12 protein-coding genes and 1 pseudogene are annotated in these 12,427 nt (G+C 68.4%); 4 read left to right on the top strand and 9 right to left on the bottom strand.

Annotated features, from left to right (window positions below):
- Positions 1-104 precede the first annotated feature (104 nt).
- From F6Q13_RS01100 to F6Q13_RS01120, 5 genes and pseudogenes are all read right to left on the bottom strand, one after another.
- Positions 105-1,226 (bottom strand): annotated as a pseudogene (locus F6Q13_RS01100) (sensor histidine kinase); the annotation flags it as partial.
- A gap of 119 nt (positions 1,227-1,345) precedes the next feature.
- On the bottom strand, positions 1,346-2,095 hold the full coding sequence (locus F6Q13_RS01105; protein WP_293050976.1) for a phosphoglyceromutase: 750 nt from the start codon (positions 2,093-2,095) through the stop codon (positions 1,346-1,348).
- 157 nt (positions 2,096-2,252) lie between these two features.
- Positions 2,253-2,792 (bottom strand): YbjN domain-containing protein, encoded by a 540-nt coding sequence (locus F6Q13_RS01110; RefSeq protein ID WP_293050979.1) that lies wholly within the window; start codon positions 2,790-2,792, stop codon positions 2,253-2,255.
- Positions 2,789-4,150, bottom strand: a complete 1,362-nt coding sequence (mshA, locus tag F6Q13_RS01115; protein ID WP_293050981.1) for a D-inositol-3-phosphate glycosyltransferase — start codon at positions 4,148-4,150, stop codon at positions 2,789-2,791. The genes F6Q13_RS01110 and mshA overlap by 4 nt, the downstream gene beginning before the upstream one ends.
- A 78-nt stretch (positions 4,151-4,228) precedes the next feature.
- Positions 4,229-5,509 carry an ROK family protein gene (locus tag F6Q13_RS01120; RefSeq protein WP_293050983.1) on the bottom strand — a complete coding sequence of 427 codons (1,281 nt, stop codon included), beginning with the start codon at positions 5,507-5,509 and terminating at the stop codon, positions 4,229-4,231.
- A 206-nt stretch (positions 5,510-5,715) separates the two neighbouring features.
- Here F6Q13_RS01120 and F6Q13_RS01125 point away from each other — a divergent pair, with 206 nt between their 5' ends.
- The gene (locus tag F6Q13_RS01125) at positions 5,716-6,456 is read left to right on the top strand and encodes an SDR family NAD(P)-dependent oxidoreductase (protein ID WP_293051019.1); all 741 of its coding nucleotides are present in this window, start codon (positions 5,716-5,718) and stop codon (positions 6,454-6,456) included.
- Here the strand turns inward: F6Q13_RS01125 and F6Q13_RS01130 are convergent.
- Positions 6,453-7,748, bottom strand: coding sequence for an Ig-like domain-containing protein (locus F6Q13_RS01130; protein WP_293050985.1), 1,296 nt, complete (start codon positions 7,746-7,748; stop codon positions 6,453-6,455). The genes F6Q13_RS01125 and F6Q13_RS01130 overlap by 4 nt on opposite strands.
- A gap of 47 nt (positions 7,749-7,795) precedes the next feature.
- Positions 7,796-8,872: a UDP-N-acetylmuramate dehydrogenase gene (locus F6Q13_RS01135; RefSeq protein ID WP_293050987.1), complete on the bottom strand. Its 1,077-nt coding sequence runs from the start codon at positions 8,870-8,872 to the stop codon at positions 7,796-7,798.
- Between the two features lie 26 nt (positions 8,873-8,898).
- On the opposite strand from F6Q13_RS01135, the gene F6Q13_RS01140 reads away from it, so the two are divergent.
- Positions 8,899-9,411: a DUF2505 domain-containing protein gene (locus F6Q13_RS01140; RefSeq protein WP_293050989.1), complete on the top strand. Its 513-nt coding sequence runs from the start codon at positions 8,899-8,901 to the stop codon at positions 9,409-9,411.
- Between the two features lie 4 nt (positions 9,412-9,415).
- Here the strand turns inward: F6Q13_RS01140 and F6Q13_RS01145 are convergent, their stop codons facing one another.
- Positions 9,416-9,850 carry an SRPBCC family protein gene (locus F6Q13_RS01145; protein ID WP_293050991.1) on the bottom strand — a complete coding sequence of 145 codons (435 nt, stop codon included), beginning with the start codon at positions 9,848-9,850 and terminating at the stop codon, positions 9,416-9,418.
- A 44-nt stretch (positions 9,851-9,894) separates the two neighbouring features.
- Here F6Q13_RS01145 and F6Q13_RS01150 point away from each other — a divergent pair, with 44 nt between their 5' ends.
- On the top strand, positions 9,895-10,710 hold the full coding sequence (locus F6Q13_RS01150; RefSeq protein WP_293050993.1) for a carbon-nitrogen hydrolase family protein: 816 nt from the start codon (positions 9,895-9,897) through the stop codon (positions 10,708-10,710).
- Positions 10,707-11,639: a DUF2993 domain-containing protein gene (locus F6Q13_RS01155; protein ID WP_293050995.1), complete on the top strand. Its 933-nt coding sequence runs from the start codon at positions 10,707-10,709 to the stop codon at positions 11,637-11,639. The genes F6Q13_RS01150 and F6Q13_RS01155 overlap by 4 nt, the downstream gene beginning before the upstream one ends.
- Positions 11,640-11,695: 56 nt before the next feature.
- On the opposite strand, the gene F6Q13_RS01160 is transcribed toward F6Q13_RS01155, so the two are convergent.
- Positions 11,696-12,427: HNH endonuclease signature motif containing protein (locus F6Q13_RS01160; protein WP_293050997.1), on the bottom strand; the 732-nt coding region annotated here is incomplete at its 5' end.

Raw genomic sequence — 12,427 nt, forward strand, 5'->3', positions numbered from 1 at the left:
GGTCATCGAATGAATTCTTCCTCGGCCAGTACTCCCAGCGGCATGCCCGGAGGGGTGTGCAGCTCCGGCTGGTGGCTGACTTCCGTGCTGGGCTCCTGATATTCCGGAATGGACAAGGTGAACGTCGACCCGGTTCCCGGTTGGCTCCACAGTCCGATACTGCCGTTGTGGTTGGCTGCGACATGTTTGACGATCGCCAGACCCAGCCCGCTGCCCCCGGTGGCTCGAGACCGCGCCTTATCGCCGCGAAAGAACCGTTCAAAGACCCGCTCCTGGTCTTTTCGAGAAATGCCGATGCCCCGGTCGGTGACGGCGATCTCGACGTACTCGTCCCGGCGACGACGGCTGATCGACACCAGCGACCCGCGTGGTGAATACCGGATAGCGTTGGAGACCAGATTGGCCAGCGCGGTGACCAGCAACGTCTGGTCACCCCGAACCCGCAGACCACTGGGCTCGTCGGTGCGGATTCGGATATCGGCGTTGTCGGCGGCCACTTTGTGACGGGCAATCGCTTCGGACACCACCATGTCCACGTCGACAGCGCCCAGGTCGGGCAGTCGCTCGGCGCCCTGTAGCCGGGACAGCTCGATGAGCTCGCCAACCATGTCGCCGAGCCGGTTGGCCTCCACAAGCACCTTCTCCGCGAACCGGCGCACCGTCTCCGGGTCGTCCGCGGAGGCCAATAACGCCTCGGCGAGCAACGCCATCGCGCCGACAGGAGTCTTGAGCTCGTGACTGACGTTGGCCACGAAATCACGCCGGGTCGCCTCCATGCGGGCGTACTCGGACTGGTCGTAGACGAAGACCACCGCAAACCGGCGGTCCTCCTCGCTGAGTAAGCGGGCCTGGCCGTGCACCAACAAATCGGTCGCGCGTTTGCCCGGCGGCAAATCGAACTCGACATCTGCCCCGCCTGCCAGCACCTGACAGGCAGCCTCCCAGGCCTCGTCGTCGAGCTGACGGTCCTGTACCAGGCCCAGTTCGTCGGCGCGCTCGTTGCGATAGACCACATCACGATGGTTGTCGACCACAGCGATACCCAGTGGAGAGAGCGCGGCGACGCGCTGCAGCATCTGCGCGACGGTGATACCCGCCCAGTCGGCCCTCGCCCGCTGCCGGCGTTGGACGATCCGTGGCCCCAGCCGGACACCGATCGTGATACCGACCGCCGACGCCACCAGTATCGACACCCCGGCCAGCGACAGGGCCGAGAACACAGTCACGGCAAAAGCCTACAAATGTTCATCGACGTCCCCCAATAATCCGGGGGCAAATTCGCACAGATCACACGCTTGCGCAGCAGATGTTCAAACACGGTTCACATGCTGTTCGCCTAAATCGGCTACCGGGTGCCCTGACTGGCCACTGCGGCGGCGCCGGCGGCCGCGGCTTCGGGGTCCAGATAAGTGCCGCCGGTCACCGTGGGCCGCAGATCGGCGCCCAGGTCGTAACGCAGCGGAACACCGGTCGGGATGTTCAGTCCGACCACCGCTTCATCGGACATGTTGTCCAGATACTTCACCAGGGCTCGCAGCGAGTTCCCGTGGGCCGCGACCAGCACGGTTTTACCTGACCGCAGGTCGGGCACGATCACGTCGGTGAAATACGGCAGGAAACGGGCCACGACATCAGCCAGGCACTCGGTGAGCGGGCCACCGCTGATGTCGGCATAACGCGGATCGGCGTCCTGGCTGAACCGGCTGCCCTTCTCGATCGGCGGGGGCGCGATGTCGTAGCTGCGCCGCCAGGCCATGAACTGATCCTGGCCGTAGCGAGCCCGGGTTTCTGCCTTGTCGAGACCCTGCAGCGCCCCGTAATGGCGTTCGTTGAGCCGCCAGCTGCGCCGCACCGGAATCCACAACCGGTCGGCGCTGTCGAGCGCCAGATGGGCAGTGGTGATGGCACGCCGCAGTAGCGAAGTGTGCACTACGTCAGGAAGCAGACCATGCTCGCGGATCAGCTCACCGGCCCGGACCGCCTCCCGGCGGCCCCTGTCGGTCAGGTCGACGTCGACCCAGCCGGTGAACTGGTTGCTGGCGTTCCATTCACTCTCACCGTGGCGGAGCAGCACCAGCGTAGCCGTGTCACGCATGCCGCCCAGTCTCTCACGAGCCCGCCTCGCGCTTACGCCGCCGCTGCCGCAACCGAATTGTCCTCGATGACGTCACGCGGTTGAAAATCCGGGTGAACCGGCTGCACCATCTGGGCGTTCGCCGACGGGCTTTGTTGCGCGGCGGCGTGTTCCCCGATCATCGTGCTTGGCGGCCGGCATCCTCGCCGCTGTTGTCCTCGTCGATGAGGTGCGCGAATGCCTGCAGGTTCTTCAGCGATTCCCCGCGGGACACCCGCCACTCCCATTCTTTTCGGATCGATGAGCGAAAACCCAACTCCAGCAAAGTATTAAAGTCCGAATCCACCGCCTCGAGTACTTGCCCGAGTACCCGGTCGAGCTCGGCAGCGTCCACCGACGACAACGACATCCGGCCGACCAGGTAGATGTCGCCGACGTTGTCGAGGGTGTAGGCGACGCCGTAGAGCCGACGGTTGCGCTTGAGCAGGAAGCGGTAGACACCCTCGTGGTTCTCGTCGGGTTTGCGGCACACGAACGCCTCGACACGCACCGAGTGCTCGCCGACGGTCAGGATCGTATTGGTCTTGAGCTTGCGTTCGCCGGGCAACTCGACGACTAGCCCGGGTGCTGAGCCATGGACACCCTCGTGCCGCGAATACGTCAGACCGCTGGCGTTGAGCGCTGCCTCGATGACCTGCTGCACCAGCGGTACGGTCACGCCCGCACCCCCCGCCGCGATGGCCGCCGCGCAACCCGATTGCCCAGCTCTTCGCCCGGCCGTCGCGCGGCCCACCGCGTCGCAGGGTGGCCCCGCCGCGCCGTCCCAAGCGCCCGCGCCGGGCGACCGGCATCGAATTCGCCGATCGCACGCCGGTAACTGGCCAGCAGCGAGTCGACGGTCTTGTCCCAGGAGAAACTCGCCGCATGCTCCACGGCCGAACGGCGCATCTCCACCGCCCGGGGACCCGCGCCCAGCCGCAGCAGCTCGTCGATGGCGGCCGCCCACTGGTCGACGTCGTGCCCGGACACCAGGCTGCCGCTGATCCCGTCGCGCACCGCCACCGGCAGCCCACCGACGGCGGCCGCCACCACCGGCGTACCGCAGGCCTGAGCCTCAAGGGCAACCAGCCCGAACGACTCCGAGTAGCTGGGCACCGCCACCAGGTCCGCGGCCCGGAAGAGACGGGCCAGCTCGGCGCGCGGCTGTGGTGGCAAAAACGTCACCCAGGGAGTGATCCCCAATTCCCCGGCCAGGCGCACCAGCCCGTCTGGGGCGGCCAGACCACTGCCCGACGGCCCACCGGCCACCACGACATGCACCCGCGACAGTTTGGCGGCCGCGCGCAGCACAATGTCGGGTGCCTTCAGCGGCTGGATCCGGCCGACGAACGCCACCACGTGCGCGTCGGGCGGCAGCCCCAGCTCAGCCCGGGCGGCGCGGCGGTCACCAGGCCGGAACACGTCCAGGTCAACACCCGGATACGCGACGTCGATCCGATCCGGATCCGCTCGATATCGCGAAACTAGTTGCGCAGCTTCATCTTCGGTATTGACGATCAGCCGATCGGCCTCGTCGACCACCTGCTGTTCGCCGACTGTGCGCAGCGGCGGCTCGGGTGCATCACCGTCGGCGAGCGCAGCGTTTTTCACCGCGGCCAGCGTGTGCGCGGTGTGGACCAGCGGCACCGACCAGCGATCGCGGGCCAGCCAACCGACCTGACCGGACAACCAGTAGTGCGAGTGCACCACGTCGTAGTAGCCGGGTTCGTGGCCGGCTTCGGCGCGCAACACTGCTGCAGCAAACGCGCACAACTGCGTGGGCAGGTCGTATTTGTCCAGGCCCTCGAACGGTCCGGCCACCACATTGCGCACCAGCACGCCGGGCGCCACCGGCACGACAGGCGAATCGGTGGACGCAGTGGCCCGGGTGAAGATCTCCACCTGCACCCCGCGGCGAGCCAGTCGCAGCGCCGTCTGCAGGACGTAGACGTTCATCCCGCCGGCATCGCCGGTGCCCGGTTGCGCCAGCGGCGAGGTGTGCACCGACAACACCGCCACCCGGCGAGGATCAGTCATAGGGCCCAGCCGGACATTCTCGGTGCGCTGCACACCGCCATCTTTGCAGGCACCCGCGAGAACCCGGTTCAGGCCCGGCTAGGCGGAAGAGTCGCCGGGGGCCGAAGCGGCGACGTCCAACGCGGACTGAGCACGTCGCATCGCGCCGAGCGGGTCAGCGTAAATCCCGCTCAGGGACACGATGCCGGCCCCGGCCTCTTGCACCCGGTTGCCGAACACGGTCACCCGGATCTCCCGCGCCGGCAACACCGAGCGGCTCGCGAACGCCGCCTCGATCTGGGCCATGGCCTCCGGGTACTCGGTGAACGCCTGGCCGCCGACCACCAGTTCGTCGGGGTTGAGCAGATCGCGCAGCAACGCGACCGCCTCGCCCAGCACCCGGGCTCGCTCGGCGAGCAGTTCGACGGCTTGCCGGTTACCGGCCCGGGCGGCCCGCAGCAACTCGGCCATCGCGGCGCCGGGCGCACCGGAGTGTGACGCCGGAAGGATCCGCAGCCGGCGCGCGGCCGACAGCACGGCCTCGTCGCTGACCGTGGACTCCAGCAGGCCGGACCCGCCCAGCAGTTCGGACTGTGCGGGCAGCGTCGCGATGGTGCCCGGCCCGCTGGTCGGGCTGTGCACCCGTCCATCGATGACCAGCGCGTACCCGACCGTCTCGCGGGCGTAGACGTAGAGACTGCTGGCCGACGTGTGCGGGGCGATCCGCCGCATTCCCAGCAGCAGTTCGGCCCCGGCCATCGCGTCGACGTGCGAGGCCACCGATACCGGCAGCCCCAGCGTGTCGACCAGTGCCGGCCCGACCGGCGCGTTTCGCCAGCCCAGCCGCGCGTGGTCGACGCAGCCGGTGGCGGCGTCGACCACCCCACCGATAGCCACCCCGACCCACAGCGGCCGCCGACGATGCCAGCGCTGCAGGTAGCGCCGCGCGGTATCGGTCACCGAGGCCAGCGCCGCCGCTTGCGCCGCCCGGGGTGTCGGGGTTTCGACGGCGTCGAGCGTGCGGCCCAGCAGGTCGCTGGCCACAATGCTGGTAGTCCGGGCGCCGATATGGATTCCGAGCGTCATAAACGGCTCGGTGTTGACCTCGACCGGCACCCGCGGACGCCCGATCGCGCCGGGAACCGCCAGGTCGGCGCGCTCCCGCAGCAGGCCGGCACCGAGCAGGGCGATCACCTGGCGATTGACCGTCGCCATGCTGCACGAGGTGACTTGGGCGATGACGTCACGGCCGATCGGGCCGCGCAGCCGCACAGCGCGAAACACCGAGGCCGCGGCGGCGTCGGACAGCTGCAGCGACGGCGGCACGACCCGACGGGCACGCACTGTTCGCGGGTGACTGTCGGGGGTGGGTGAGCGCACGAGGTTGTCCTTGGATCAAGTTTGACTGGCGGCCCAGCGCACGCCAGCCATGTCGTAGTCGTTCAGGTGTGGCGCAGTCCGCAGCGACCACGCGCGCCGGAGAACAACTCCCCCGCGGTCAGACCGAGAAAGGTGCCGAGGTGCACAGCAGGAAATTTAGCACGGCTACTACAGTGACACCGGTGACGTCGCCGCACTCGGCTCCGCTGGTTTCTGGCGCAGCGGGGCAAAAAATCGCCGTGGTCACCGGCGCCAGCTCCGGGATCGGCGAAGCGACCGCGAGAACTCTCGCCGGGCAAGGTTTTCACGTGGTGGCGGTCGCGCGCCGGGCGGACCGGATCAACGCGCTCGCCGGCCAGATCGGCGGTACCGCGGTGGTGGCCGACGTCACGGACGGTGACGCGGTCGAGGCTCTGGCCCGCGGGTTGACACGGGTAGATGTGCTGGTCAACAACGCCGGCGGCGCCCGGGGGCTGGAGTTCGTGGCCGACGCAGATCTCGAGCACTGGCGGTGGATGTGGGAGACCAACGTGCTGGGCACGCTGCGGGTCACCCGCGCGCTGTTGCCCAAGCTGATCGAGTCAGGTGACGGCCTGATCGTCACCGTCACCTCGATCGCCGCACTGGAGATCTACGACGGCGGCGCCGGCTATACGGCGGCCAAGCACGCACAGGGCGCGTTGCACCGCACGCTGCGCGGCGAGCTGTTGGGGAAGCCGGTGCGACTTACCGAGATCGCTCCGGGTGCGGTCGAAACCGAGTTCTCGCTGGTCCGCTTCGACGGTGATCAGCAGCGCGCCGACGCCGTCTATGCCGGCATGACGCCGCTGGTGGCCGCCGACATCGCCGAGGTGATCGGGTTCGTGGCCAGCCGGCCGCCGCACGTCAACCTCGACCAGATCGTGATCCGGCCGCGCGACCAGGCCTCGGCCACCCGCCGGGTTTAAGAGCCCGGGCGCGCTGTCGTCGTCGGCGCGTCGGTCGGGGTGGCCGGCGCGCCGTGCGGCATTGCCACCGGCGACGGCTTGGATCCGCTGGGCGGCGGCAGCGCCGACATCGACAGCCAGGTGTCCCAGTCCACCGCCCAGTCCCAGATGTCGCCGTCGGCGTAGGACAGCGGGATCGAACTGCCGGTCACCTCGACCGGGTCCCCGTAGATCGCGCTGTGGTAGTACTGCTCGGCATCCGCCGTCGACAAGTTGATGCAGCCGTTGGTGACGTTGCTGTAGCCCTGTGCGCCCGCGCTCGCCGGGTTGGCGTGGATGAACTCGCCGTTGTTGGAGATACGCACGGCCCAGCGCTCGTGGATGTTGCTGTACCCGGCAGCCGGGTTGGACATGTAGAAATCCGCGTATTTTTCGCTGACCACATGGATACCGTTGCGAGTGACGTTGCGCGGCTTGTCGGCTTCGCCGTAGCTGCACGGGAAGTCCATGATGACGCCCTCGTCGGTGACGACCTGGATACGGTGTGAGGAGACCTCGGCCTTGACCACCTGACGCCGGCCCACCTGGAAATGCAGGCTGATGTCCTCGGCGCCGTAGGCTCCGTCGCCGAACGGCACTCCGTAGAGCTTCGCGTCGACGTTGACCTTGGTACCCGCCGGATAGTACTCACGGGTGCGCCAGTGCACGCGCGATCCCTGAGCTTCGTCGGGCAGCCACGCCCAGCTGCCCTCCACCGGCGGGTCGGTGGTGACGGTCAGTGTCCGCTCGACAGTCGCCTTGTCAGCGATCGGGGCATCGAACTGGAGGATGATCGGCGCTGCGACCCCGACCGTCTGCCCGTCAGCCAGTTGGAAGCTGCCGCCGACCTGCCTGGTGGGCGCAAGGGTGCTGAACTTCCCGGCCACCGGGATCGTTTTGCCGTCGTGACCGACCACCGAGCCGCTCCAGGTGTAAGTCGCGGCATAGCCGAGCGGTTCGGTGATGGTGTAGACGGTGCGGTCGCGGTTGAGCGACCCCGACACCGTCTTTCCCGCGGGATTCCGCAACGCCACCCGCTGAAACCAGCCGTCGCGGACCTCGACACTGATCGGTGCGGTCGGCGCCACGTCGGCGGCCTCAGGGGCCGGCCGAAATATCAAGCTGGGTGCCGACGACGGCTGCCGGGCCTGCTCTGGTTGTTTGCCCGATTTCCCGAAGCAGCCCGCTAGCGCACTCGGGGCAAGCAGGCCCGCCGCCAGCGTTGCCAAGGCCCGGCGCCGGGTGATCGGCGGGCGGTCGGGCGCTGTGTTCACGGCAGTCCAAGATACCGGCGCACACCGCCTGTGCGGCCGATGCGCGGCTACAACACGCAGCCGACCAGCACCGGCTCGGGGATTAGTGTGATACCAAACACGTCCCGAACTCCATCGCGCACGGTGCGCGCCAGCGCCACCACGTCGGCTGCGGTCGCCGTGCCCCGGTTGGTCACCGCCAGCGCATGCTTGCTCGACAACCGGCACGGTGCCTCGTCGACGTCCGGGTAGCCTTTGCTGAAACCGGCGTGTTCGACCAGCCAGCCGGCCGCCAGCTTGACGCCGCCGGGCGCCGGATAGTGCGGCACCGGCTGACCGGTCTGGTCGGCCAGCCGTTGATAGACCTCCGGCGCGACCACCGGATTGGTGAAAAAAGATCCCACGCTCCACGTGTCGTGATCGCTCGGATCAAGCAGCATGCCTTTGCGTTTGCGCAACTCCAGCACCGCTGCGCGCACCGCCGCCGGATCGGCGCGCTGGCCGGCCTCGGCACCCAGCGCCGCGATCAGCTCGCCGTACCGCAGCGGCGCACTGCGCCCGGAGCCGTCCAGCGCGAACTCCACCTCCAACACGACCGCCGAGTCGGCATGTTTGAGCACGCTGGTGCGGTAGCCGAAGCCCAGGGCATCAGCCGCCACCCAGTGCACCTCGCCACTGCGGCGATCCAAAAGCAACACTCGGGTGATGGTGTCGGCCACCTCGGCGCCGTAGGCTCCGACATTCTGCACCGGGGTGGCACCAACCGAACCCGGGATGCCCGACATGCATTCCAGCCCACCCAGGCCGCGCTCGATGGTCATGGCGACGACGTCGTCCCACACCGCGCCGGCCTGCACCCGCACCAGGTTGTCCTCGACGGTGATGCCCGCGGTGGCCAGCCGCACCACCGTCAGGTCGGTCAGCGTGTCGGCGATCACCAGGTTCGAGCCACCGGCCAACACCAACAGCGGCCCGGGCGGGCAGCTGTCGAGGTCGCGCAGCGCGGCGATCACCTGTTCGGTGCTGGTGCAGGTGATGAGCCGCCGAGCGACCGGCCCGATCCGCAGCGTCGTCAGCGGCGCCAACGGCACCGCTTCGTCGACCCGGGCACCGGCGAACCGCGCACCGACACCGCCCTGTTTCATGGGCCTTGACGGTAGCCTGGCCTGCTATGCCGCGTTCATTCGACATGTCCACCGACTACGGGGCCACCGTCGAACAGGTTCTTGCAGCGTTTGGTAAGCAGGAGTACTGGCTGGCCCGGCTGGCCGATTCGGGTGCCGATGACGCGACGCTGGACTCGATGCGGTCGGAAGACGACGGCAGCATCGCTGTGGTCACCACGCAGGTGCTGCGCCGCGACCGGCTCCCGGGCGTGGTGAACCAGTTTCACCGAGGCGACCTGTGCGTACGCCGCCAGGAGAGCTGGGCTCCGGGGACTGACGGCCCGGCCGCCGGCACCGTCGTCGGGACGGTCCTGGGTGCCCCGGCCACCCTCTCCGGCACCGCGATGCTGGCGCCCCTGCCGGAGACCGGCGGTGCCCGGCTGACCTTGCGAGCCACCGTCGAAGTCCGCATCCCCCTGGTCGGCGGCACGCTCGAGAACCTCATCGGCACCCAGCTGGTTGAACTGCTGATCGCCGAACAACGGTTCACCACGACGTGGATCGCCGAGCGCACCTGATCGCTCAGGCCCTGCCTTCGGCGGCCCTGACGGCGCCCTTGAGCAGTTCGCCGATGACCCTCTTCATGACCGGCGCCAACAACCATTCAAGACCGGAGATCGTGGGTGTCGACCGAAGGTGCCAGCTGACCGCGGTACCCGCGCCGGCTTCGCGCAGCGAGACCGTGCCGACGTGATCGCGGACCGGCGCACCGGAAAGCATTGTGTAGGTGTAGCCGGTGGGTCGCCGGTAGTCGATGATCTCCTCTACGAACGCCGGCCCGACCGCCTCGATGCGCCTGATCGCGCCGACACCGTTCGGTGCGGGGACGCCCTCCCGATCGAGCGTGCTGCGACGGACCGCCCACACGTAGTCCGCCATCCCGCGGTGGTCGGTCAGGGCGTCGAACACCGTCTCGATCGGCGCCGCAGTGGTCCGGGTGAGGGTGAACTCGATCATGACTGGATTCTGGCATTGCGGCCGCGGGATCTAAGCTGGCGGCCATGCGGATTGCGATCGCGCAGATCCTCAGTGGCACCAACCCGGGCGACAACCTCGAGCTGGTGAGAGACTACACCGGCCGGGCCGCCGACGCCGGCGCGACGCTCGTGGTGTTCCCGGAGGCGACCATGTGCCGGCTCGGTGTCCCGCTGGCGCCGATCGCCGAGCCGGTCGACGGGCCCTGGGCCGACGGGGTCCGCCGGATCGCCGCCGACGCCGACGTCACGGTGATCGTCGGCATGTTCAGCCCGGCCGGTGACGGACGGGTCACGAACACCCTGCTCGCAGTGGGGCCCGGCACCAACACCCACTACGACAAGATCCACCTCTACGACGCGTTCGGGTTCACCGAGTCGCGGACCGTCGCACCGGGCCGTGAGCCGGTGGTGATCGATGTCGAGGGAATCGGGGTGGGGTTGACCACTTGCTACGACGTCCGCTTCCCCGAGCTCTACACCGCGCTGGCCCGTCGCGGCGCGGCGCTGATCACGGTCAGCGCGTCGTGGGCCTCGGGACCCGGAAAGCTGGAGCAGTGGACCCTTCTGGCGCGCGCCCGGGCCCTGGATTCCACCAGCTACATCGCCGCGGCGGGGCAGGCGGACCCGGGCCGCCCGCTGTCGTCGGCAGCGCCGACCGGGGTGGGTGGCAGCCTGGTGGTCTCCCCGTTCGGCGACGTGGTTGTCTCGGCCGGCCTCAACCCGCAGCTGCTGGTCGCCGATCTCGACCTCGACCAGGTCGCCGCCGCCCGGGACACCATCGCGGTATTGCGTAACCAGGCATACTTCGCCGATGCCGGTAAGGCAGAATCGCCCAGGTGACGAATCCGCAGGGACCACCGCCCAACGACCCCTCCGTATGGGCTAACCCGCACAGCAGCGGCACCCCGCCACCCACGACGCCCGGGGCGGACTACCCGGCCGCACCGGCGGGAAGCCCATTACCGCCTGAGCAGGATCACCCGGCGCAGCCCTTCCCGAAAGACCCGACCACCCCCGTGAAAAGCAAACCCCGCCTGTTACGCGACCCGCTGTCGATTGTCCTGATCCTGGTCAGCGTGCTGGCACTCGCTGTCGCCGGGCTGGTCGGCGCCGAGTTCTACGCACGCCACATTGCCGAGAGCAAGGTGGCCCAGGCGGTGGAGTGTGAGGTGCGCGACAAAGCCACCGCCTCGTTCGGCGTGCTGCCGCCGGTGCTGTGGCAGCATCTCACCGGTCACTACACCAACATCTCGGTCCAGACGGCCGATAACCAGATTCGCGACGCCAAGCACATGAAGGTCGCCATCGAGATCCGCGACGTCGACCTGGCGCACCACACAAGCGATTCCAAGGGCACGATCGGCTCGCTGGATGCCACCATCACGTGGCCGACCGACGGCATCAAAGATTCGGTTCAGGACGCGATCCCGCTGCTGGGCAGCTTCGTCGCCAGCTCCGTGGCCACCCATCCCGACAGCGGCACCATCGAGTTGCGGGGCTTCCTGGACAGCATCGTCGTCAAGCCGCAGGTCCTCGACAATAGCCTGTCCCTACAGGTGGTCAGCCTCAAAGCGCTGGGCACCGCGCTGCCGAAGGAGAGCATCCAAGTCAGCCTCGACGCCTTCGTGTCGAGGCTGACCAGCGACTATCCGCTGGGGATTCATGCCGACAGCGTGGCTGTCACCACCGACGGTGTGACTGCCCATTTTTCGACGCATAGCGCGTCGATCCCCGCAGGTCGGTCGAACACCTGCTTCGCCAACCTGTGAAAGCCTGTTCACAGACGGTGATGCTGCCTGCTGGATGGGCGGTCTCCGGTGCTGCCCTACTCCCGTTGGGGTAGGTAGCGTTCGGGATGGTGGTAGTTGTTGGTTCTGGGCTGGCCGTAGTCGAGTTTTGGTGGCGGGATCCACTGGGTTTGGCCGTTGGCGAGTTGTCTTGTTTGCCAGCCCTTTTCGGCTAGGTCGTTGTCGCATTGGCAGGCCAGGGTGAGGTTGTCGGCGTCGGTGGCGCCGCCGCCGGCCCAGCTGGTGATGTGGTGGACCTGGCTCCAGTAGCCCGGGACGTCGCAGTTGGGGCGGGTGCAGCCGCGGTCGCGGGCGAGCAGCACCAGACGTTGGTCGGGGGTGGCGACGCGTTTGCTGCGGCCCAGATACAGCGGGCGGCTCTGGTGGTCGTCGAACACGGCCAGGTAGTGGTAGGCGCGGCTGGCCATGCGGATCAGGTCGCGCATGGGCAGCAAGGTGCCGCCGGCGGTGAGGGCATAGCCGGTGGCGGCGCTGAGCTCGGCCAAGGTGGTGGACACGATCACGGTGACCGGCAGGCCATGGTGCACGCCGTGGTCAGGGTTGCCGAGCTGGCCGCGCACCAGGGCGTTGAGCGCGTCGTGTTGACGTTGCGGGTGACTGCGCAGATCCGGGTTCTCGAGGGCTCCGGCCGGTTCGCCGGCGCCATCCGGGTCGTCGGGGCGGCACATGCCGCGGGCGGCGAAGCGGGCGAACCAGGCGTCGAGGTTTGCGCGCAGTTCGGGGGTGGCGGTCAGTTTGCCGATGCTCAT

Source organism: Mycobacterium sp. (assembly GCF_008709575.1).
Classification (GTDB): domain Bacteria; phylum Actinomycetota; class Actinomycetes; order Mycobacteriales; family Mycobacteriaceae; genus Mycobacterium.

Bases quoted from the DNA above. Each gene is read 5' to 3' on its own strand.
- F6Q13_RS01105 (WP_293050976.1), bottom strand. From the start codon at position 2,095: ATGCGTGACACGGCTACGCTGGTGCTGCTCCGCCACGGTGAGAGTGAA.
- F6Q13_RS01135 (WP_293050987.1), bottom strand. From the start codon at position 8,872: ATGAAACAGGGCGGTGTCGGTGCGCGGTTCGCCGGTGCCCGGGTCGAC.
- F6Q13_RS01150 (WP_293050993.1), top strand. From the start codon at position 9,895: ATGCGGATTGCGATCGCGCAGATCCTCAGTGGCACCAACCCGGGCGAC.
- F6Q13_RS01140 (WP_293050989.1), top strand. From the start codon at position 8,899: ATGCCGCGTTCATTCGACATGTCCACCGACTACGGGGCCACCGTCGAA.
- mshA (WP_293050981.1), bottom strand. From the start codon at position 4,150: ATGACTGATCCTCGCCGGGTGGCGGTGTTGTCGGTGCACACCTCGCCG.
- F6Q13_RS01145 (WP_293050991.1), bottom strand. From the start codon at position 9,850: ATGATCGAGTTCACCCTCACCCGGACCACTGCGGCGCCGATCGAGACG.